The following is a 21,853-nucleotide window of genomic DNA, read 5'->3' on the forward strand; positions in this document are numbered from 1 at the left end:
TCTTTAAACAGTTACAGTTGTCGCTTTCTCAATTGCTTGTGAAAGATCGGCAAGTAAATCTTCCACAGATTCCAAACCTACAGATAGACGAATTAACTCTTCTGTTACGCCTGTTTGCAGTAATTCTTCTCCTCTTAATTGTTGATGTGTGGTTGAAGCTGGGTGGATAATCAGTGATTTTGCATCCCCCACGTTTGCAACATGAGACCAGATTTGAATGTTGTCGATCAGCTTACGTCCTGCATCGCGACCACCTTTAATCCCAAAGTTCACAATTGAACCAAAGCCATTTTTCAAGTATTTTTTTGCCAATTCATGAGATGGATGTGTGGCAAAACCATTGTAATTGACCCATTCCACTGCAGGATGATCCTGTAGGTAGTCAGCAACCGCCTTGGCATTTTCATTATGTTTAGGTAAACGTAAATGCAGTGTTTCTAGACCTTGCAAGAAAGCAAACGCATTATCCGGACTCAAACAAGGTCCAAAGTCCCGCAGTAATTGAACCCGAAGTTTAATCGCAAATGCGACTTCTGGAACATCCAGTCCATACCGCAGACCATGATAACTTGTATCTGGCTCTGTAAACCCTGGGAACTTATCACTATTCCAATCAAATTTACCTGCATCGACAACAACCCCACCAATCGATGTACCATGACCTCCAATCCATTTAGTTGCAGAATGAACAACGACATCCGCACCGAATTCTATTGGATTGCAACCATACGGAGTGGCAAAAGTATTATCAATAATTAGAGGAATTCCATTATCATGAGCAACATTTGCTATTGCTTCAACATCTAATACATGTAAGCTTGGATTTCCAATGATTTCCCCAAATAAAGCTTTCGTCTTATCAGTGATTGCCGCTCTGAAATTCTCTGGATTGGTAGCATCAACGAACTTCACTGTAATGCCATACCTTGGAAGTGTATTGGCAAATAAATTATAGGTCCCACCATATAAATTACCTGCAGCAACGATTTCATCTCCAGTTCCAGCCACATTCAGTATGGAGAAAGCTATGACAGCCATCCCACTGGAAAGTGCTACTGCCGCAGTTCCGCCTTCAAGTAAGGCAATCCGTTGTTCAAATACGTCCACAGTCGGATTTCCGATTCGCGAATAAATATTACCAGCTTCCTGTAGTGCAAATAAATTTTGTGCATGCTCTGTGTCTCTAAAGACAAATGATGTCGTTTTGTGAATAGGTACCGCTCTTGATCCCGTAATTGGATCAGGCTGTTGCCCACCGTGTAAAAGAAGTGTTTCTGGTCGAAGATTTGCCATTGTTTTTCCCTCCTGGATTGTGTTATAGATGGAAGTGTGGAGGCGAAAGAGGATTTTTTAAAAACGAAAAATCCCCATCTTCGCTTAAGAAGAGGGGATCGCAAGTGCGTATTCCTCCTCTTATCTTTCAGATCCACATAAAGAAATCTGTAGGAATTAGCACCTTTTCAAGTTTTCACTTGCTGGTTGCCGGGCATCGCAGGGCCTAGTCCCTCTGCCGCTCTTGATAAGAGTATTTGATTTAGTTTTCCATCTTGAGAACAAGTATATGTTTTAAAAATCAGAATAGTCAAGAATTATTTGAAATATTTTTTGAAACTTCAGCCAATCGTGTTACGTTTAATAAAATGAGAGTTTAGGAGGTGAGTACATTGAATCTATGGCTATGGATTCTTTTGATTGTCTTATGTGGGTACTTCCTCGGAAGTTTGCATGGATCAAAAATGGCTCAATTATTATCTGGCGTGAATGTAAAAGAACAAGGGGTGAAAAATTCCGGTGCCTCTAATGCTACCATGGTTTTAGGGTGGAAATATGGAGCTCTTGTCGCATTAATCGATATTGGAAAAGGGATACTAGGGGTCTTAATTTTATCTTATTTCTTACAATCTACTTCTTTTTCGAATGAACAAATCGTGTCTCTACTATTTTTAACGGGTGCGGCTGTTGTCACCGGTCATAACTTTCCCGTATGGATGAATTTTGATGGAGGAAAAGGAACTGCATCGGTGATCGGTCTACTTTTTGCCATCGACTTGAAACTGGGTCTGATTGGGTTGTCTGTATTTGTTATTACCAGTCTATTAACCGATTTCATTCTTTTGGGTGTGCTCGGTTTATATGTTGTTCTTTGTGGTTATGCAATTTGGTTTACCGACGGATACTGGTCATCAGCCATCGCAATTGGACTTTTCCTGATAGCTATATGGAAACACCAAGACAATGTAAAGCGTTTTAGAGCACATGCAGAACCTCGACTATCTTCCGTCATTAAAAAGAAAAAAACGGCATCTCCATCGAAATGATGGGGTGTCGTTTTTTCGTTAGTAATGTATCTGAATTTAGACACCCCTTCCAATTCTACGAAACAATTAATCTAGAAAACAGTAAAGGAAGTATATTCCGCTTTTCGAAAGAAAATGGTAAACTACAACTATTCAGGTAATTTTGAAGGAGTGTAAAAATAATGCAAGAAATACTAATTGAACGTCTCGTTCGCTATGCAAAAATCGATACTCAGTCGGATGCAGAAAGCACGACTTGCCCATCAACACCAGGACAATGGGATTTACTTCATGAGCTTGAAAAAGAATTGGCCTCTATTGGGATGGAAGACATTACATTAGACGATAACGGATACCTATTTGCTACTTTACCTTCTAATACTGAAAAAGAATTACCAACAATCGGTTTCTTAGCTCACGTTGATACAGCAACAGATTACACAGGTAAAAATGTTAATCCACAACGCATCGACTGTTATGAAGGTGGAGACATTCAATTAAACGATACGACCATCATGTCACCAACAGATTTCCCTGAACTCAATAATTATATTGGGCATACATTACTAACGACTGACGGTACTACTTTACTAGGTGCTGACAATAAAGCGGGTATTGCGGAAATCATGACGGCAATGGAATTTTTAATTAATAATCCAGAGATAAAACATGGAAAATTACGCATTGCCTTCACACCAGATGAAGAAATTGGCCGTGGCCCTCATAAATTCGATGTTGAAAAATTCGGTGCAAAATATGCTTACACGATGGACGGTGGTCCTCTTGGGGAACTTCAGTTCGAAAGCTTTAATGCGGCCGGTGCGAAAGTGATCACCCGAGGCACAAGTGTACACCCAGGTTCTGCTAAAAATAAGATGGTCAATGCACTAACGATTGCGATGAAATTCCAATCTCATATGCCAGTTGATGAAGTTCCTGAAAAGACAGAAGGTCATGAAGGGTTCATTCACTTAATGAACTTTAACGGACATGTAGAAGAAGCCAAATTGTCCTACATTATCCGCGACTTTGACCGTGAAAAGTTCGAGGCGAAAAAAGCATTGTTCGAAGAAGCTGCCACTAAAGTGAAAGCAGAATACGGCAATAAAGCGATTTCTGTTGAAGTGAATGATCAATATTTCAATATGGGAGAGAAAATTGAGCCAGTTAAAGAAATCGTAGATATTGCACATTTAGCCATGACAAATTTAGATATCAACCCGTTAGTCATCCCGATTCGTGGTGGTACAGATGGTTCTCAGTTATCTTACATGGGGATGCCTACTCCTAATATTTTCACAGGTGGCGAAAACTATCACGGAAAATATGAATATATTTCAGTCGATAATATGGAAAAAGCAACCAAAGTGATGCTTGAAATGATTCAACTGTTCGAAAAACAAGCATAAGTTGATACGTACTTGACAGTAATAGGGCTTGGTATTTATGCACACTTTTTATACGAAAGTGATGAAAATAAAACAAGCAAGATCCGTCGCATAAGACGAATCTTGCTTGTTTTTTGATTTGATTATATGTATTTGTGTGGATTTTTTTGATTTCTACCCGTTCATTTTGATTTGTAACTTTTCACGATGTGTTTTTACCCGTCCATTTTGATTTGTAACTGTTCACCACTCGTATCTACCCGTTCAATCTATATTTTTCTCCATTCGCCCAATTTCTTCCACAAATTAGCCGCAATTAATGATAGAAACCTTTAGATGAGACTGTTCGCTTCGCTCTACAGTCTTTTCTGTAAAGGGAGATATCCCATTCTTTCAGGCAGAGGCTGATTCTTACGTGGATATTGGTTTTTCCTACGTCACCTTCGTTTTTTCCTACGTAACCCTCCATTTTTACAACTGAGCCATCGCTCAGTCACTCAGAATTCTCTTCTCCCACAAAAAACACCCGCCAAGCATAAGCAGGCGGGTCCATTTGTCTTTAGATTTCATTTCATCTTTCTTAATAAATACAGCAAATACGGAGTGCCGATTAGAGCAACCACAAGTCCACTGGGAATATCTTTTGGTGCAATAATTATACGACCGATAAAGTCTGCACTCACTAGTAGCAATCCGCCGATTAATCCTGATACAGTGAGTAATGGCAAGTGACGGAAACCAACAAGGCGACGTGCAATGTGTGGTGCGACTAACCCTACGAAACCAATAGTGCCGACGAGTGCTACACCTGCAGTACTGATCGCAACACCAATAATCATCGCACCAATTCGTGCGTTTCGAACGGATAAGCCTAGCCCTGAAGCCACATCATCTCCAAATGTTAATGCATCTAAACTCCGCGTAACATAGATAGCCGGACCTATGAATATCACGAAAAATAGTAGCGCTAACTGAACATCATCCCACCCTTTAGCATAGGTACTTCCAGATAACCAAACAAGTGCCGCTGAGACAGCAAGCTTGGCTTTTACTACGAATACTTGAGTGGCAGCTGATCCAAACGCAGATATCGCAATCCCCATTAAGGCGACAAGCATTGGTTGGAAATTGTTTTTCCATGATGTGAAAAGGATAATTCCTAATGCTAAAGCTGCTCCTACTACTGCACCTAACGGCATATATTCAATAGGGATGGCCGGGAATAGGACAAGTAAAAGCATCGCTCCTGCACCTGCCATGGAAGTCACACCTAGCACACTCGCATCAGCAAGTGGATTTCGTAACACTCCTTGAAGCAATACACCCGTGATTGCAAGCATCACACCGACTATGAACGCAGTTATGACACGCGGAACACGGAAGTTTACAATGACTGGTTTCATCCAATCGAATGACCATTCGGAACCATTAAACGATAGAGCTAAAACAAATACAACGACAATAAGTGACCCTATTATCCCGAGAACGACAGGCAGTTTCTTTGGTTTTAATGCCCCACCCATTTGTCGATCCCCACGTTGATGCGTTTTCGCAGTTTTCCAAGCCAAGTAAAGCAACCATGGTCCACCAATTAATGCAGTCATTGCACCCACCGGCACCTCTTGACCCGGTTGAATGAATCTTCCTAAAACGTCAGCTCCTATTAGCATTACACTCCCCCATAAGAAGGAATGGGAGATAATCCAGAAGTGACCTTTCACTCCTAACATGCGTACGATATGAGGAGCCATTAATCCGATAAAACCGATTGGTCCTACGACACTTACGGTTACAGCTGCTAGTAATATGGCAATTGTCCACGTCACAATCCTGATCATGCCCACATTTTGCCCGAGAGAAGTCGCAATGTCTTCTCCAAGCGAATAAATATCCAATGATTTGGCTATGATCAGTGATGAGATAAATGCCAGTATTATCACTGGCGCTGCAAACTGCACCCCTTCCCAGTTCAATTGAACAAGTGTACCCGAGCCCCATAAAAATAATCCGTTAGTTTCATTTTCAAATAATAATTGTAGGGATCCAGTTAACGATGCAAATAGCAAAGAAATAATCATTCCCGTCAATGCCACACGTACCGGTTCCATTTGCTTTCCTGCCAAGGTTATGACCATGACGGCTGATAGAATTGCTCCGAATAAAGCCATCACAAATGGCATGCCACCTAAAAAGGATGGGAAAAAGATCGTCGAGACAACAACAAAGAAAAAAGCACCGGCATTTATGCCGAGCGTACTTGCGGATGCAAGCGGGTTGTTTGTCAACGTTTGTAATATTGCACCTGCTACAGCTAGTGCCCCACCCGCAAGTATGCCAATCACTAAGCGCGGCATACGGAATGACAGCAAAATATCTTGAACGCGACCTGGTTTCCACACTTCCGTAAGAAGTTCACGAATGGTGTAATCAGCTTGGCCTTGTGTAAGGTGAATCAAGGAAAGCAGTACAAGCAGGAAAAAGCCCCCTGCTAAATAAGCAAAGGACTTGGTTCCATTTTTCTGAAACATTATTTATTCACCAATACATCTGTGATTTGGTTAACTAATGTTTTTGCTGATAATGGTCCACCGTACAACCAGGTTGCTGCCCCTAAATCATACGTGCGATCTTCTTTGACAAACGTAAGGTTTTCCCAAACTGCATTTCCTTTTAATTGATTCTTATAAATATTATCTTCATCCGGTACCGTAAACATGTAATTGGCATTTTCGTATTTTGTTAATCCTTCAACGTTTAAAGTACTTGAACCAAATACTTCAAATTGATCTGGCTGATGAACATTCTTCAATCCAATTTTTTCTATGATAATGGAAGCCATTGAGTTCGGTGTAAATACTCGGATTTCTGGTGCTTGTGCTCCAGTATAAGCAAGTGTTAGGATCGTATCTTTTGTTTTTAAATTAGCAGCTTCTACCTCAGCAGCTTTTTCTTCATACACTTTTTCTAAATCAGCAAGTACTTCTTTTGCTTGATCTTCTTTACCAACAGCTTTCGCCATTTCATTAAATGTTGTTTCCATTTCTTCATATAAATCAATACTTTCATCTTCTGGATAAGGATTGAAAATGACGGTTGGTGCGATTAACTCTAAATCTGCTAACATTGCATCGTGTCGGAAGTTAACACCAATAATTAAATCTGGTTCAAGAGCAGCGATTGCTTCTAGGTTTGGCTCTTGACGACCACCAACATCTACGACAGAATCATCTAATTGTGGCTCAATGTTCACATAGTCACCATATAAGTCTATATCCGCCATACCAGCAGGTTGAATTCCTAATGCTAATAAATTCTCAGCATATGTCCATTCAAGAACGACAACTTTTTTGGCTGGTTTATCAAGTGTAACTTCCCCGTTCGATCCTTGGATTGTTACAGCCTTTTCTTTCGTACCTGTATCTTCTGTCTTATCTTCATCTGAAGAACAAGCAGTAAGCATGATTGTGAACAGTGCTAACATCAGCACATATATAGAAAGTCTTTTCATTTTCAATCCCCTTTTTCTTGTTTTTATTTGATAATCATTCTCAATACGTTTTTAGTCTATTCCGTCTTCACAACTTTGTAAAGACTTTTTCTATAAATAATGAAAATCATTCTCACTTAGTACCCAACATGTGGTATGATATTTTTTAGTGAGAACAACTATCATTTAGATGGAGGCTACACAAACATGCAAACTGCAGTGAGAACTGAATCGCTATCCATTGGATATACGGATCATTTATTATTCGAAAACTTAGATTTACATATACCTCGTGGTGAGATTTCCGTTTTTGTTGGCAGTAACGGATGTGGGAAGTCAACACTTCTACGTTCCATTGCACGTTTATTAAAGCCAACAACGGGTTCTGTTTTATTAGAAGGAAAAGATGTACATCACATGTCTTCAAGAGATGTAGCGAAAAAAATGGGTATTTTACCTCAATCTCCTGTATCACCTGAAGGATTAACGGTTCATGAGTTAGTAAAGCAAGGTCGATATCCGCATCAGACATGGTTAAAGAGATGGTCAGCAGAAGACACTGAAAAAGTGGAAGCTGCTATGGAAGCAACTCGTATTAGCGATTTACGTGACCGTGCAGTCGATACATTGTCTGGTGGTCAACGTCAACGTGCATGGATTGCCATGACACTTGCCCAAGACACAGATGTCATTTTATTGGATGAACCAACCACTTATTTAGATATGACACACCAAATAGAGATTTTAGATTTGTTATTTGAATTAAATGAGAAAAAAGAGCGCACAATCGTGATGGTCCTGCATGATTTAAATTTGGCTTCTCGATATGCACATAATATTATCGCGATTAAAAATGGCGAAGTTCATGCACAAGGTAAACCAGAAAATATCATCACTTGCGATTTAGTTCGTTCTGTTTTTGGGATGGAGTGCCAAGTTTCTGTCGATCCAATGTTCGGTACACCTCATTGTATTCCTTTTGGACGCGGACGCTGTGTTGTACCTGAACTACGCGCTTCAACTGGAGCTTGATGTATGAAATCATCACTCGAACGACTCTCTGTTTTTGTAGATAATGCTCACGAGCCCTTCATGACGCTTGCTGAAGCACACACCGAACATGGCAGTAAACGATTGCTTCAAACCGTTCGAGACGTGACGGATGCTCCTACGGATGCCGTAGCTGCGTCCGTTTTTTTTCGCCGTCTTGGATTCTTTTTGGCAGCTCAATTTCAAACGATAGCAATTCATCAGAAAATGTTTGCCGGTCCTTTGGAACACGTCAACGTTTTCCATGAAGATAAGACGTTCAAGTTCAGCGTACCAAGCACGGATTTCATCAGAGTGGAAGCATCTGAACCTGCCCTTCGTTTTGTCCTGGAAACCTATGGCCACCCATTAGTCGAACTGTTCAGCAAACAAGCGAAAATTCCGAAATTGATTTTATGGGAAAACATATGGGGTTATGTGATTTGGATCTACAGTCAAATGATTCAAGAGAATGTCGAGTCCGCCGAGAAGGATCTCAATGTTTTGTTGCTGGATGAGACATGGAAACCTTATATGAGACGATCTCCATTCAAGCAATATTTGCAAAATGAATCAGCACTGGATGCGATGAAAAACTATAAGCGTGTCACTTGCTGTTTATTGAAAGAAATGCCCGAAACTGATAAATGTCCCTACTGCCCACATGCTAAATAAGCGTGTGGGTTTTTTGTTGATTTCAAATAGCTAGGTTATCTTATGCCATTCAAACTGAGCAATTGCTCAGTTGTAATTATCGTAAGTCACGTAGGAATTATCGTGGCCCACGTAGGAAAATAACGTGTTCACGTAGGAAACTCCCCTTTTCCACTTTGTAATTCTTCCGATTTCTTTCCACATCAACAGACGGAAAGCGGAGCAGTTTTACGGAATATCTTGAGTAGGAATTACCATAGACTTTCTTCAAATATAGATGTTAAACTGTGCTATCCTTTATCGTGCATTGGCGCTTACTGCACATTCCGCATTAGCCAAACCAACAAGTATGAAGACCGCATATTTATTAATAAACTCGTCTCAAATATTATTGCTAAAAAGGCACATACTATACTTGATTAAATTTTGTATACTACTAGTATGACAACTTTAACGAACGACCAAATCAGACAATTAAACATGTATAGTTCTTACATTACTCCACCTGTACACCCTTTATTCACTCGGAAACAATTAGAAGAGATTGACTTTTTGCCCATTGTACAAGCAATTACTGGAATCAATAACAAAACGGTTGCAGCTTCCTATTTCATGCGCCGATATGGAATGTTTGTATCCACTCAATTCGTCATGCTCGCAACGTATGATGAGGTGTGGATGGGTGATGCAGCGGACTTAATGTTTGGAACTAACGTGGAATATGGAAATAAAGGCATCAGTATGTACATCAACAAAAATCACTATATGGATGTTGAAAAGCAACCACGAGAAGAACTCATTCGCAAGATTTTACATGAACAAATTTATTCTGTCATTCTAGAAATTCGCAAACAATCTTCTGTCTCTCCACTTACTTTGTGGGAAAACGTTTTCGGATTTATGCTATGGCATTATGCGGTCCTACTAGGGGAACCTTCAACAGCTTCACAAGCACGGATCGATCTGGAACTATTAAAATCAAATTCAACCTGGCATGGAATCTCTTCGACGTCCCTCTTCAATACCTATTTGAAAGGCCTTGAACCTTCCCAACTTTTGCATACACAAGTTCGAACAACTTGCTGTTTTTCAAAAGATGTACCAGGACTTCAAAAATGTGGATTTTGTCCATTGATATAGTCTAAAAGCACTAATTCTTATCATTCGATGTTTTTTTCTCGGTAATTAGGATAAACCTATTAATAACAAGATGAAAAGGAGTGTGTTACCCAAATGGATAACCTTCAAGGTAAAGTTCAAGAGGAATTAAATAAAATTGATCCTGAGAAAAAAGATGAAATTTTAAAGAGCTTCACTACTTTTAAATCTTATTTAGCAGATAAAGTTGCTAAAGGTGAAAAATTGGGTCTTGGCGAAGAACAATTAGCAAAAACTACCGAAATGGTAGCTAACTACTTAGCAAATCATGAAGAACCAAAAAACCGAGAAGAACACTTACTACAAGAACTATGGAAATCTGGGGATAAAGAGCAACAACATTCCTTAGCCCATATGTTACTCAACATGGTGAGAAAGTAAGCAGTTACTGAAAGGATGGATTGATATGGAAATGGCAAAGAAATCTTTTACTGACAGCGGTCGTAAGGATGAAAAAGGCCGTGAATTAGACAATCCTGATGTAGTAAAAACGGATAAAGAAAGTCTTTTTGATATGCATGAAGACATGAATACCGTTGATCCAATCCCGGTTGAAGAACTCAATCAACAAGTAAAAGACGAAAAGAATCACAGAAAAACGAAAGATACTTCTTCAAGTGAAGAACGTTATCCAGATTAAACAAAAGCTCCTAACCCATAAAAGGTTAGGAGCTTTTTCTGTCCTCTAGAGCTTACTCTTCTTCTACCGTGCTGTTTGCTGCCTCTTTAATTTCAGAGCGTCGAGCATAGACATTTTTAAGAATGGTTTTAATAATGGCATAGGTTGGGATGGCTAAAATAATCCCCCATAAACCAGCAATATTTCCTGCGGCCAGAATGATCGTAATAACTGTTAATGGATGAATATCGAGTGCTTTCCCCATCACGTTAGGTGATATTAAGTTACTTTCAATTTGTTGCGCTACCAACATAATGATGGCTACGTACAATGCCAATTGTGGTTCTTGTACATAACCGATCACTAATGCTGGAATGACGGCAATAAAAGGTCCTAAGAACGGAATAACGTTCGTAACCGTACCGAAAAGTGCTAAAAGAAGAGCATAATCTAAATCGATGATTAAATATCCAATGAGCAGCATAACTCCTACAGCTATACTGACTAATAGTTGACCTTGAATATACGCTTTCAATGTCCCATCGATATCTGCCAGCGTTTTACGTATCCACGTTTTTTGTTCCCCTCTAAAGAAACCGGCAATGAATGGCGCAAACTTTTCATGATCTTTTAGAATATAGAATAGGAAAAATGGCACTAAAACCAATGCAAACAGTCCCTGGGCAAAACTTTGAACAAATATTACCACCCAATTTCCGAATCCCTTTGCAATTTCGGTAATTTTACTTGATTGATTATCAATCGATTGTTCAATTGCTTTTGGCAACAATTTCTTTTGATCTAATGCATAGTCCACCATTTTCTCAACATCTTGTGTGATTTTTGGTGCATCACTTACTACAGCATTCACTTGTTTTGTAATTGCCGGTCCAACCATGGATGAAAAAATCCATAATACGACCCCGACGGTAACAAAAATGGCTAATATGCCTGTCCATCTTTTCCATCCTCTTGATTCCACAAAACCAAGTAATGGTCTAGATAAATAAAATAATACCCCACCCAATAAAAGTGGAAGGAATATAGTTTGTGCAATAATAATAAGCGGTGAAAATATCCCACTTACTTCAATAAACATCCGAATTATTACTAGAGTCAGTAAAATTCCAACGCCTACTTGAAACCAAAGCTTTTTCGTCAAATTCTTCACGTCCTCGAATATGTGTTTTACCTATTATAAGTTATCTTTGTCCACAATGGGTATAATAATAAGAACCTGTTTGCCGAAGAGGGATATTACCCATCGTATAAAAAAGTTTATAAATTCATGTTTATAACCATTAGAAAAGGGAATATATATATTCGAGGGTTTTTTCTGACCTACTTTGTTCTTCACTTATTACGTCATAAATAAACACTCCGGGCAAAATATAGTTTTAGAAGGAGACTGTTTACGTGAATTGGTATGAAAAACTAAATCAATACTTTCCAGTGGAAGAGATGAAATCAAAAGAACATATGGAGACATTGCTTGCTGAAAAAGGCAATGTATACATTAAAGATGAGGGTCCGAAACATGTTTTGATGTACGTTGAGTTCGAAAACTTTATATTTGTCGATTATTTATTTGTTTCAAAAGAAGCTCGCGGTGAAGGATTAGGTCGCAAGCTTTTAAACATGTTAAAAGAAAAAAACAAAGCAATTTTACTTGAAGTTGAGCCCATAAACTATCAGGATACAGATACTGAAAAACGCTTAAAGTTTTATGCACGTGAAGACTTTAAACATGCTTCTCGCATCGGTTATTCTCGTCGATCTTTAGCTACGGGTGAAAATACCATTTTGGAAATTCTTTATTGGTCACCGATTGAACAAGATGAAGAAGAAATTTATGAAGCGATGAAATGGACGTATGAAAACATCCACACATTTAAGGATCAACATTTTTATGGAGAATCATATGACCCATCTCATGAAGTTCTTGAATATAACGACAAAAGAAAACCAAATATGTTAGATCCGTATTAATGCTGGATCATGAGGGATGTGAGATGTGACACTTGGTCACTTGCATATCCCTTTTTTCTACAGTTTTTGGGCATCCGTTAATCTGCTAAAATCTCCTCTAAGATTAGAGGACCTAAATAGACGATAAATCACCAGCATGATCAACATGATTATCCGCTCTTTTTCCGCCATTCGTAAATGCCACAATTTGTACCTCATGATTTTCTGCCACAAATACATAGTTCCCATCTTTAAATATATTTTTGATACATGATTCTGTCCTTTGTTTATAAGACAGTTTCTCTAAAAAACCTCTAGGTATGATGTTTGTATAAGTCGTTCTCCAACAATCTACTTGTACTTTTGCTATGCCTTAAGCATCATCCACTGTGCCTTTCTTATTCTCATAGTATTCCCCTTTCTAAGGTTTCACCTATATTGAAATTCGGTTTTGGAAGCAAAAATCCCTTCATTTACATTGAATCGAAATCACAATAAGGATGTTCATTCTTCATGAAAATGATATGATAAAACACAATAGACTAAAAATTAAATTAATAATTTATTTGATGAATTTAGAAGGAAAATGCAACAATTTGAAAGGGGACAATCAATTGAATCAAACATTATTAATCATCGATGCTCAGCAAGAATTAATTGAGGGCAATGAAAAAGAATGTCCGGTTTTTAACAAAGAAATTCTTATTAAAAATATTAATAGAGTGATTGAACAAGCAAAGGAAGCCGATGTTCCTGTTGTGTTTGTCAGGGATTTTGACGTTGCTGAGGGCAAAGGTGAAGGATTTCAAGTTCACAAGGAGATCAATAAGCCCTTGGCTGCACAGACTTTCGATAAGTCGGCGACAAATTCCTTCCATGGAACTGGGCTTCTGGAGCATTTAAAAACTCAACAGATTGAACATGTGGTCATTATGGGCTGCCAAACCCAACATTGCATTGATAGTGCTGTCAGAACAGCTACGATCAGTGGTTTCGATGTAACACTAGTCGGTGATGGGCATTCAACAAATGGCAATGACATTTTGAGTGCAGAACAAATTATAAAGCACCATAACCGAACTCTTCATGGCCATTATAATGTCGAACACTTTTCAGTTGTCAGAAATGCAGAGGAAGATTTGTTTAGTCCAACTCATGACTCTTATCGGTAATATTTAGGGTTCCTCCGTGATGAAACTGGGACTTTGAAGATTTCCATTCGTTTTAGGACTCACAACTGCTGCGCCATAGACATAAGAATAATAAGAGAAGGGCAGGTAACTTCGTCACTCCGCCCTTCTTTTTTTCGTTCCATCCGATTATTGAAGAAAACCTAAAGCCTTAAAGGATAATTTAATGACTTTTCCGCAAATGATAGCCCTTTCTCCTTAAGAGTATCATTCAGTATTCTTACTGCTTTCGGTCCAACCCCATGGATTTTCAAAATATCAGGTTCCGTAACTTTTGTAAATTGCTCAAGTTTATAAAATCCAGCGTTATGGAGTTCACGATTTGCAGGCTTACTCATCTTAGGTAGTTCGCTTTCTGGTGTTTCTTTATTAAAATTGTCCATGTTTATACTCCTCTCATTAGTGAAATTAATGATTTATTTAAGTATAATCTGTTATTCCAATGTTAAACTTCTTGTCCCCTTACTTCAAAATGAAACATAGCTAACTCCCCCCATGATTTTCAACTTTTACTAGGGTTTCCTACATTTTTTACTGTTTAATCGCCAGATAATCTTCAGAAACACTTTTGTATTAATGAGTGTAACCGAATAAACATGAGTTTTATTTAAAAATTCACTTATTCTCAAAGAAGAGTAAGTGAATTTGCTAATTCTATTATGCCCAAGTAAAAGGCAACACTCCATGAATTTAATGGTTCCTGAAAAAGAGTATTGTCATAACTACTTTAATCCTTATCATCATCAAAAACAATTTCTAGTACGGCAAGCAGCAATGCAATAATAATCTCTGTATTAAAGGAGAGTGTAATACTTTCCATAAACTCATCCACTATAAACAGGACTAGCCAGTTCGATGTGCCTTCAAAACTGATTCGAATTAAAAACACCTTTATTTTCCCTGTTATATTTCTGACGGACAGCATGAAAATTGCTTTGAAAAACAATTCGACAATGATGCCTAACATAAAGAAACTGATAACAAAAACTACCAATGACCAGCTAGATTTATACTGAACGCCGAGCAGCTCAAAAACCCCTGCCATTCCAAAAAAAATAAGTCCAAATAGAAAACCCGCCACCATGATAATGAGAAGTGCTATTCCGACAACTGTTGCTATCTTTTCTTTTATATTCATGTCACGAAATGAATCATTTTTAGATTCTGGCATAGATCTATTTCTCCTTCTGTAAGTATTCGTCTACTTTAGTTCAATAAAAAAAGGCTTTACTCCTTCTTAAAGTAAAGCACCCATTAGTTGAATTAGGAGCTTTTTCAATTGTACTTTTACTATATATAGAGTGGCTTTTTAACTTAGAAAAATCAATAGATTGCGTTCCTTATAATACGGTATTTCTTCTGGTATTCTGTTCCAAGACTTGAAAACTCGGACTACAAAGTGATGATAACTGAACCAAATGCATCCTAATTTAACAAATAATCCGATCCGATTTTAGCCGCTGCACTTTTTTAAAAATCCAATGAGTTGCGCCTACTATCGTGATGTCTTTTTTGACTGTCGGTGATTTTAATTTTCATGGGAGTTCAACAAGAAAAAACGTTTCTCCTTTTGGAAGAAACGCCTATTTAGATGCATAGTGTAATCAATAATCCCTGTACGGATATGGGCCTGCGTTTTAAAAATAGAGACGAAATAGTCCTTGATTATTATCTCTCTTCAGACAGGTATATTACCTCAATCCCCTAATTTTTTTTCAGTTTTGTTTAAGAATTTCTCCAATGCTTCACTGCTATCAATATTCATACGTTCAGCCAAAATAATCAACCACCACATGCATTCACCAATCTTATGTTCAAGTTCAGATGCAGTATCCCCACTTGTTGGCCAACGCCCTTGTTGAGACATTGTTAGACGACCGACCAAACCAGCATCTGTCAGGAAAGCTAACGCATCTTCTTCTACTGTCCATTCTTTTTCATGATACTGTTGCTCTAAACGATGGTAGACATCTCTTAATTGTTTAGAACGTTCAACGGCTTCACTAAAATTCATATTTTTCATTTTGTTTCCTTTCATCAATACATTTAAATTAAACAAGGTTAAATAAAATAGTTAAAAAAACAGTTTATATAAAACGTATCCAACTATTAAAACAGCAATTAGTATTCCTGTCCCTTTCCAACCCATACCACCTGTTAAATCAGTTAAATTTCCATTTTCGCCTCTATTAAATCCATCTCTTAATGCACCGCCAGGATTTTTTATAAGTTCTTGTTGTCTTAATCTCTCTCTTTTTTCTTTTGGAGCTTCTTGTCTATTATTCAAACCAAACACCCCCTATGAGTTACTGTATTCTCCAATTTCTTAGTTTTACCTCCTTTTACTAACCTGCTTCGTTAATTCAATAAGAAAAAGATCTGCATAAGCAGCGTTGATCTTCAACTAAAGCACCCGTTAGTTTAATAAGAACAGAGACGCTTCTTATACAATCGCACCGATTATGGAACAGCTCGGTCTTCACTAATTCGGTCATTTGATTCACTTGTTACGCTTCATTCTTTTGATATCTCGTCGTGCTTTCAAAATCCTTCTAACAAAAATTATAGCTATAATGACAAGCACGAAGAAAAAGACCGCTAAACAAAACAAATCAATCCCTTCATATATCAGCAATTTTGTAACTTACTTTTACCAAATGACCATTTTCCTTGTTAAACTAACCTGTCTTGTTAGTTTAAGTGTAACATTTCAAAATGGATCACCGAAATCAACTTGATGTTTTGGACGTAAAAATAGACCATCAAAATGATGGTCTTGTTTAACTAAAGCACCCTTTAGTCAAAGAAAATGTATGCCGAAACTGAAAGTACACCTACTGATATTACAAACGAGATAATAGCATTTGTTTTTCGTTTCGACTTCAATTCAGATAACCCGATGAATAAAATTATTGTCCCTACAATTGACAACATATAGGGAGAGAAACTTTTAGTAACAGTACCAGTAATCAAAGCCCAAATAGATAAAATGACTAGCACTACTGCAAGAATAGTTCTCATAACCCTCAAGGAAATTCTTCCTTTCCTTCTGTACCAGAATCGACAGCCCTGTATTGCTATCTTACCCATTACTTCAACAGGCAATATGCTTTCCAATTCACTAACGACTACGCTTTTCGAATAAAGCAACAAGCCACCAAACCAATATACCAAAAGAGAAAAATAGTAAAAATGGAATGATTGTTGTAAATAAATATCTATCTCTTTCGTGACTTCTTATTGAATAAACCTGCTTTGTTGATAAAATAATTATTGTACATGAATCGATTTTCGTAAGTCTTCTAAAAGTGGGTTCATCGCATCTGCACCTTCTATTGAATATTGAAAAGTAATCACTAGTGCATGTTCATCAATCTCATATGCAATAAATCCTTTCATTGGATGGTCTCCATAAAATTGTGTTTTTCCTATCAAACCATTTTCTTCAACCGGTGTGCTTTTCAATTCATAACCTTCTTCAAAACTTTCTTCATATCCTTCTGTTTCAAATCTTTCTTGCAGATTCGATACAGCTTTTTCAAGATTTGTGTGTTCGATCATTTCTAATGTGATCTTATAGTCAGCGTATTGAGATGAATAATTTATTTGGTTGTTGATCACTTCAGGAACACCGAATACCTCGTCTAATTGATAGGCAATACCATATGTTGTTATATGATAATTAATAACTTTAATTTCCTGATCCTGACCTTCATTATTTCTAATGACTGTTTCGGTAGAGCCTGTATGAATCTCCATGCTGGTTTCATTAACTTCAACCACATCTTTTGAATTCGATTGGTTTTTATCATTTTCTGGAATTTCTTTTCCCACTTCTTCTTCATGATTATTCGTATCATCGCTAATTTGATTATTATTTGTTTGATTCCCCTCGTTACTACAAGCCATTAATAATCCAATTATTGTAATAATACCTAGCAACTTTTTCACCATTAGTCTTCCACCCCCTTTACGTTTAAAATAGTACTTCAATAGTAGACAATCCTCCTATTATTCAGAAAATACATTTGATTGATCTTAACTTAACAATGTTATCCATTATCCCTCTAGTAAAAGAAGCACTACCGCAGAATTTGCAAATAAATTTTTGTTCATCCATTGTTATCACCTAAAAAAGTAGTATTTATTAATGTATACACTTATTTGATAGAAAAGTTTCAAAAGGAAAAAAGAACATAATTTACAGTACGAACACACTATGCTTGTTGAATTAACCTGCCCCGTTAGTTGAATAAGAAAAAAGGCTATACTCCTTCTTGGAGTAAAAGCAACCGTTAATCATATACAAGTGCTTTATTTAAGTTTTACTTTTACCTGTAAATATAATAACCGCACCAACAACAATGACAAACATAAACGCCATTAAAGCAAGACCGAAAACAGACTGTTTTAAAAAGAAAGTAAAAATAACGATAGGTGAACCAATCATAGCGACAATTGATGTAAATTTCATATAACGGATAACATCTGAAGAAACCTCAGGTTCTTCTTCGTATTTCCATCGTCTTCCAAACAAAAAACTATCTTCAGGGCAATTATAGGTCCAAATAAAGAATGCATAAAGTGGAATCATAAAAATTAATGCTATAACGATTTCGCCTATCATATTTCTCCCCCCTGAAAATTCGATAACATAACACTCTAAACTAAACTGCGGCTTTACTTTAATACAAATAAAACGAATAGAGGTTTCAAACCTAATTAAATTTTCCATTTAAAATTATCTAACCCTGCTTTTCTTATTTACTAACCTGCCCCGTTAGTTCAATAAGAAAAAAGAGTCGTCTAAGCCTATTACTGATCTTCAACTAAGCACCCGTTAGTTTAGTAAAGTACTGCAGCGAGAATAAACGTAATTGGTAATACCAAGAAAAATGAATAAACTGCCCCAAGTATTTTCTCGTTTTTGTAATTTCTATTTTCTTTTATTTTCTTTAACAATGAAACGAGATTCAGAAACCACAAAACAGCTATCACAGGTAATATTAACAATAAATATAACAAATTTAAGCATCTCCCTTTTTCTTGTACTTAAAGTACAATTCAACATTTAATAAGGGTATCCTTTTTTAAACTAACCTGTTTCGTAAGTTCAATAAAAAAAGGGCTGCTTAAGCAACCCCTGGGTCTTCACTAATGCTCCCGTTAGTTAATTCCATTTCCTTATGCCGGAAAGAAACTCCGTTTTATCAGTAGAACTATGCCATTTACTTCCTAACTAATTATTCGTTGGAATGGGTAGTGTACCTTCTTCAATGTGACTTTCGTTATAGTTATAATTATCATTGTCATAAACATGTTTTTTATAGCTGAATGTACCGTCCTCATTGGCTTTAATGGACATAATCTCTTCTCTTAGATTTAGGTCTTCAATTACTGGAGTAACGATATTATCCTTGATGTTCAGCATATAAAGCATGCCGCCTCTTGTTATTGTTCCATGAGCATAGCCAATGATCACAAAAAGTCGATTTTCATCAATCCACTCTACATATTTCGGGGTATATTGACCTTGATCGTTTTCTTTTAATTGATATATCATCGATTCGCTCGTTTTAAGGTTTTGTATTACTAGCAAGGCTTCACCTTCTTCCAATACCTTTTCGCCTTTCCCATCAATTGTTGCTTGTTGTAAACCATCAGGAGATGTTTTCCATCCTGAATGATAAGTTGCTTCATAATTTGTGTCTATTTGCGCATCAAAGCGTGAAGGTGGTTTTTCAACTTCCGCAGGAGCTGGTGTAACGGAAGCCAAGTCAGTAGTCATGAACCGTTCATATTCACCACTCTCCTTATTAAGATACGCAGTTTCCCATTTCACCTCACCAAGTCCTTGTACGTAATACTTTCTCATTCGTACATCATCATATGCATTTTCGACAACAAGCACATTTGAGAAACTTTCATAGGTGGTCGTTACCTGTCCTGACGTTTCAATCACTTTCCAATCACCCGGTTCATCTCCAATTTCAAATGGAGCTTTTAAGATAATCTCCAGTATTGACAATTTGTTCAATTGTTCAATTGACCACTGTGTTCGGTCGGATTCATCTATCATCCCTACATATACTGATTCAATCTGGTTCCCGTTCAAACGATAAACTCGCTCTACAATTCCTTCATCATTACTAATGACTTGTTGGACATAATGATCACTTAACCAAAATGTTTGTGTTTTGACACCGCCATTTCCATATCCACCAGTGAATACAGCTTCCGACCCGTCTGGAGCAAAGTATTGTTTTAACAGCTCAAAGTAATCTCCCTTTTCTGGGACTACTTCATCTTCGCCATCTTCATTTGGAACGCTTACTTTATCATCGTCTTCTTCAATCGGAGGAAATAATGTTTCCGTCGGTTCCGGTCCAGTTAGCTGCCCAACCTCTTCATTTAAAGCAGAAGGAATTAAATTGATACATAATACCAGGACACCTATAAAAGCAACAATCGTTGCATAATACCCCCATTGCACTTTCTTCATTTTGAAATGCTGGTTTTTTTTCAAGTTCACATGTTGTTGTACACGAGTTGCACGATCCGACGTATCCCCGATTTTCGCAATTAACTGATGTTTAATTTCATTCATGGAGAAGCACCTCCCATTGATTGCTTTTTAATTGATCCTTTAACAGTGCTCGTGCCTTCCTTAGCCTCGTCTTTACGGTGTTGTCCGAAATCGATAACATTTGAGCAACTTCTAACACTGAAAACTCCTCATAGTAATAGTAAATAATGACCTCGCGATATTTTAATGAGAGCTGCAAGACTGCATCGGCAAGCTCCAATTTTTCATCTTGTTCAACGATTCGATTACGCGATTTCTTCGTTTGATTCGTAAAGCTATCCGTTAAAACTTGCTTACGGTAACGCCAGCTTTTTAAATAATCCTTACATTTATTGATCGTCATCTTTGCTAAATAGGTCTTTAAAGTTGAGCGCCCTTCAAACTGCTCGAACTCTTGATAAAATTTCAAAAATACATCCTGCACAATATCCTCTGCAGCTGGCCAATCTTTTACATACAAATAAGCAAGCCTTAATAAATAGTCTGTTTTCTCCTGCATAACTTGTTGAAATTTATGTTCTTCAAGAAAATTGATCAATTCACAATCCCCCCTTCCTTGACTTTACCTATTAGACGAAGTACAAATCCATCACGTTTTCGGATATGTAAAAAGTTTAAACTATTTTTTTAAGCTGTTCTTTTGAATGAACAAAATTAAGAAGGGGATTTTTCGAAAGATGTATTTCCGAAAAATCCCCAGTGTCTTCTATATGTTTTAACATAATTCTTCTTCAACTAAAATACCAGTTAGTTTAAGTGTATTTCTTTACATTCTTTTTTACTTCAGGATAATTGCCGGCGTATAGATATAATAAAACTAACACCGCTAATTTCAAAGGAGAATATTCAGGTAATGCAAAGTCGTCAAATGGAGGGGAATTCAATAATCAATTTAATTTGAGGTGAATAAATATATCTGTCCCAATTTCTAACTTCTTCAACTCTGTGAATAATATTAATCAGTTTTGTTTTAATGACATGTTGAAAGTTAAGGTCAATAATATAACATATTTCATTATTTACTTTATGATTTTTAATTACTAGTTCTGCTAATGCACTTTCATAGTCAATAAAGTTAGAAAATATCGTTTTGTAACACATAAGTGTCCATTCAATTCCATTATTACCAAACGGAAATTCTCCAAATAATTTATCTATAATTTTTTCAGAATCCTCTTTTGATAAAATTTCTACTTCTTCTTCAGTTTCAGTATTCGGAAATAACTCATTAACTTCCTCTAAAACAGTTTCGTATTCTCTTTTTTCCTCTTCTTCTATCCCTTTTTGTTTTTGCTTGTCTAGCAATTCTTTTAAACGTTCCTTTTTATCCTTCACCATCTTCATCCTAACTATTTATTCGAGTGATATATCAATTCCATTTTTTCACTAACCTGCTTCTTTAGTTTAAGTGTAACATTTCAAAATGGATCGCCGAAATCTACTTGATGTTTTGTGTTTAAAAATACCATCGAAATGA

23 protein-coding genes and 1 riboswitch are annotated in these 21,853 nt (G+C 37.0%); of the genes, 9 read left to right on the top strand and 14 right to left on the bottom strand.

Features of this window, described 5'->3' with window-relative positions; all coding sequences use genetic code 11:
* Positions 1–3: 3 nt before the first annotated feature.
* Positions 4–1,293 carry an O-acetylhomoserine aminocarboxypropyltransferase/cysteine synthase family protein gene (locus GY23_RS07355; protein WP_075618574.1) on the bottom strand — a complete coding sequence of 430 codons (1,290 nt, stop codon included), beginning with the start codon at positions 1,291–1,293 and terminating at the stop codon, positions 4–6.
* A gap of 117 nt (positions 1,294–1,410) precedes the next feature.
* Positions 1,411–1,526, bottom strand: a riboswitch (SAM riboswitch).
* A gap of 138 nt (positions 1,527–1,664) precedes the next feature.
* Between GY23_RS07355 and GY23_RS07360 the strand changes: the two genes are divergently transcribed.
* Entirely contained in the window at positions 1,665–2,318 is a 654-nt protein-coding gene (locus GY23_RS07360; protein ID WP_075618575.1) for a glycerol-3-phosphate acyltransferase, read from the top strand.
* A gap of 161 nt (positions 2,319–2,479) precedes the next feature.
* The gene (pepT, locus tag GY23_RS07365) at positions 2,480–3,706 is read left to right on the top strand and encodes a peptidase T (RefSeq protein WP_075618576.1); all 1,227 of its coding nucleotides are present in this window, start codon (positions 2,480–2,482) and stop codon (positions 3,704–3,706) included.
* 545 nt (positions 3,707–4,251) lie between these two features.
* Here pepT and GY23_RS07370 read toward each other — a convergent pair.
* Together GY23_RS07370 and GY23_RS07375 are read right to left on the bottom strand one after the other, a co-directional pair.
* Positions 4,252–6,213, bottom strand: coding sequence for an iron ABC transporter permease (locus tag GY23_RS07370; RefSeq protein ID WP_075618577.1), 1,962 nt, complete (start codon positions 6,211–6,213; stop codon positions 4,252–4,254).
* Positions 6,213–7,193, bottom strand: coding sequence for an ABC transporter substrate-binding protein (locus GY23_RS07375; protein ID WP_075618578.1), 981 nt, complete (start codon positions 7,191–7,193; stop codon positions 6,213–6,215). Before GY23_RS07375 ends, GY23_RS07370 begins: the two co-directional genes overlap by 1 nt.
* A 186-nt stretch (positions 7,194–7,379) precedes the next feature.
* Here GY23_RS07375 and GY23_RS07380 point away from each other — a divergent pair, with 186 nt between their 5' ends.
* From GY23_RS07380 to GY23_RS07400, 5 genes are all read left to right on the top strand, one after another.
* Entirely contained in the window at positions 7,380–8,204 is an 825-nt protein-coding gene (locus tag GY23_RS07380; RefSeq protein WP_075618579.1) for an ABC transporter ATP-binding protein, read from the top strand.
* 3 nt (positions 8,205–8,207) lie between these two features.
* A complete protein-coding gene (locus tag GY23_RS07385) occupies positions 8,208–8,876 on the top strand; it encodes an IucA/IucC family C-terminal-domain containing protein (protein WP_075618580.1) in 669 nt (222 codons plus the stop codon).
* A 420-nt stretch (positions 8,877–9,296) separates the two neighbouring features.
* On the top strand, positions 9,297–9,995 hold the full coding sequence (locus tag GY23_RS07390; protein ID WP_075618581.1) for a hypothetical protein: 699 nt from the start codon (positions 9,297–9,299) through the stop codon (positions 9,993–9,995).
* A gap of 93 nt (positions 9,996–10,088) precedes the next feature.
* Positions 10,089–10,394 (top strand): DUF3243 domain-containing protein, encoded by a 306-nt coding sequence (locus GY23_RS07395; protein ID WP_075618582.1) that lies wholly within the window; start codon positions 10,089–10,091, stop codon positions 10,392–10,394.
* 25 nt (positions 10,395–10,419) lie between these two features.
* Positions 10,420–10,653: a hypothetical protein gene (locus GY23_RS07400; RefSeq protein WP_425434973.1), complete on the top strand. Its 234-nt coding sequence runs from the start codon at positions 10,420–10,422 to the stop codon at positions 10,651–10,653.
* 52 nt (positions 10,654–10,705) lie between these two features.
* Here the strand turns inward: GY23_RS07400 and GY23_RS07405 are convergent, their stop codons facing one another.
* Positions 10,706–11,794 (bottom strand): AI-2E family transporter, encoded by a 1,089-nt coding sequence (locus GY23_RS07405; protein ID WP_075618583.1) that lies wholly within the window; start codon positions 11,792–11,794, stop codon positions 10,706–10,708.
* Between the two features lie 254 nt (positions 11,795–12,048).
* On the opposite strand from GY23_RS07405, the gene GY23_RS07410 reads away from it, so the two are divergent.
* On the top strand, positions 12,049–12,621 hold the full coding sequence (locus GY23_RS07410; protein ID WP_075618584.1) for a GNAT family N-acetyltransferase: 573 nt from the start codon (positions 12,049–12,051) through the stop codon (positions 12,619–12,621).
* A 593-nt stretch (positions 12,622–13,214) separates the two neighbouring features.
* The gene (locus tag GY23_RS07415) at positions 13,215–13,772 is read left to right on the top strand and encodes a cysteine hydrolase family protein (protein WP_075618585.1); all 558 of its coding nucleotides are present in this window, start codon (positions 13,215–13,217) and stop codon (positions 13,770–13,772) included.
* Positions 13,773–13,933: 161 nt separating this feature from the next.
* Here GY23_RS07415 and GY23_RS07420 read toward each other — a convergent pair whose 3' ends face one another.
* The 10 genes from GY23_RS07420 to GY23_RS07470 all read right to left on the bottom strand — a co-directional run bounded on the left by GY23_RS07420 (position 13,934) and on the right by GY23_RS07470 (position 21,711).
* Positions 13,934–14,173: a helix-hairpin-helix domain-containing protein gene (locus GY23_RS07420; protein WP_075618586.1), complete on the bottom strand. Its 240-nt coding sequence runs from the start codon at positions 14,171–14,173 to the stop codon at positions 13,934–13,936.
* 344 nt (positions 14,174–14,517) lie between these two features.
* Positions 14,518–14,961, bottom strand: a complete 444-nt coding sequence (locus GY23_RS07425; protein WP_075618587.1) for a YrvL family regulatory protein — start codon at positions 14,959–14,961, stop codon at positions 14,518–14,520.
* Positions 14,962–15,486: 525 nt separating this feature from the next.
* Positions 15,487–15,813 carry a nucleoside triphosphate pyrophosphohydrolase family protein gene (locus GY23_RS07430; RefSeq protein ID WP_075618588.1) on the bottom strand — a complete coding sequence of 109 codons (327 nt, stop codon included), beginning with the start codon at positions 15,811–15,813 and terminating at the stop codon, positions 15,487–15,489.
* Positions 15,814–15,864: 51 nt separating this feature from the next.
* Complete coding sequence (locus tag GY23_RS07435; RefSeq protein ID WP_075618589.1) at positions 15,865–16,077, bottom strand: DUF6366 family protein; 213 nt, start codon at positions 16,075–16,077, stop codon at positions 15,865–15,867.
* A 509-nt stretch (positions 16,078–16,586) separates the two neighbouring features.
* On the bottom strand, positions 16,587–16,964 hold the full coding sequence (locus GY23_RS18555; protein ID WP_211270650.1) for a DUF3953 domain-containing protein: 378 nt from the start codon (positions 16,962–16,964) through the stop codon (positions 16,587–16,589).
* Positions 16,965–17,060: 96 nt separating this feature from the next.
* On the bottom strand, positions 17,061–17,783 hold the full coding sequence (locus tag GY23_RS07445) for a hypothetical protein (protein WP_139311087.1): 723 nt from the start codon (positions 17,781–17,783) through the stop codon (positions 17,061–17,063).
* Between the two features lie 325 nt (positions 17,784–18,108).
* Positions 18,109–18,417: a hypothetical protein gene (locus GY23_RS07450; protein ID WP_075618592.1), complete on the bottom strand. Its 309-nt coding sequence runs from the start codon at positions 18,415–18,417 to the stop codon at positions 18,109–18,111.
* Between the two features lie 612 nt (positions 18,418–19,029).
* Complete coding sequence (locus tag GY23_RS07460; protein WP_075618594.1) at positions 19,030–20,397, bottom strand: DUF4652 domain-containing protein; 1,368 nt, start codon at positions 20,395–20,397, stop codon at positions 19,030–19,032.
* Complete coding sequence (locus GY23_RS07465) at positions 20,390–20,914, bottom strand: sigma-70 family RNA polymerase sigma factor (RefSeq protein ID WP_245827604.1); 525 nt, start codon at positions 20,912–20,914, stop codon at positions 20,390–20,392. The genes GY23_RS07460 and GY23_RS07465 overlap by 8 nt, the downstream gene beginning before the upstream one ends.
* A 326-nt stretch (positions 20,915–21,240) precedes the next feature.
* The gene (locus GY23_RS07470) at positions 21,241–21,711 is read right to left on the bottom strand and encodes a CDI toxin immunity protein (protein ID WP_075618595.1); all 471 of its coding nucleotides are present in this window, start codon (positions 21,709–21,711) and stop codon (positions 21,241–21,243) included.
* Positions 21,712–21,853 lie beyond the last annotated feature (142 nt).

The organism is Paenisporosarcina indica, assembly GCF_001939075.1.
In the GTDB taxonomy this organism is placed as follows: Bacteria; Bacillota; Bacilli; order Bacillales_A; family Planococcaceae; genus Paenisporosarcina; species Paenisporosarcina indica.

Excerpts from the sequence above, each read along its gene's own strand:
- GY23_RS07420 (WP_075618586.1), bottom strand. The coding sequence starts at position 14,173 with ATGGACAATTTTAATAAAGAAACACCAGAAAGCGAACTACCTAAGATG.
- GY23_RS07355 (WP_075618574.1), bottom strand. The coding sequence starts at position 1,293 with ATGGCAAATCTTCGACCAGAAACACTTCTTTTACACGGTGGGCAACAG.
- GY23_RS07375 (WP_075618578.1), bottom strand. The coding sequence starts at position 7,193 with ATGAAAAGACTTTCTATATATGTGCTGATGTTAGCACTGTTCACAATC.
- GY23_RS07390 (WP_075618581.1), top strand. The coding sequence starts at position 9,297 with ATGACAACTTTAACGAACGACCAAATCAGACAATTAAACATGTATAGT.
- GY23_RS07450 (WP_075618592.1), bottom strand. The coding sequence starts at position 18,417 with ATGATAGGCGAAATCGTTATAGCATTAATTTTTATGATTCCACTTTAT.
- GY23_RS07425 (WP_075618587.1), bottom strand. The coding sequence starts at position 14,961 with ATGCCAGAATCTAAAAATGATTCATTTCGTGACATGAATATAAAAGAA.
- GY23_RS07430 (WP_075618588.1), bottom strand. The coding sequence starts at position 15,813 with ATGAAAAATATGAATTTTAGTGAAGCCGTTGAACGTTCTAAACAATTA.
- GY23_RS07395 (WP_075618582.1), top strand. The coding sequence starts at position 10,089 with ATGGATAACCTTCAAGGTAAAGTTCAAGAGGAATTAAATAAAATTGAT.
- GY23_RS07385 (WP_075618580.1), top strand. The coding sequence starts at position 8,208 with ATGAAATCATCACTCGAACGACTCTCTGTTTTTGTAGATAATGCTCAC.
- GY23_RS07400 (WP_425434973.1), top strand. The coding sequence starts at position 10,420 with ATGGAAATGGCAAAGAAATCTTTTACTGACAGCGGTCGTAAGGATGAA.
- GY23_RS07380 (WP_075618579.1), top strand. The coding sequence starts at position 7,380 with ATGCAAACTGCAGTGAGAACTGAATCGCTATCCATTGGATATACGGAT.
- pepT (WP_075618576.1), top strand. The coding sequence starts at position 2,480 with ATGCAAGAAATACTAATTGAACGTCTCGTTCGCTATGCAAAAATCGAT.
- GY23_RS07460 (WP_075618594.1), bottom strand. The coding sequence starts at position 20,397 with ATGAATGAAATTAAACATCAGTTAATTGCGAAAATCGGGGATACGTCG.
- GY23_RS07370 (WP_075618577.1), bottom strand. The coding sequence starts at position 6,213 with ATGTTTCAGAAAAATGGAACCAAGTCCTTTGCTTATTTAGCAGGGGGC.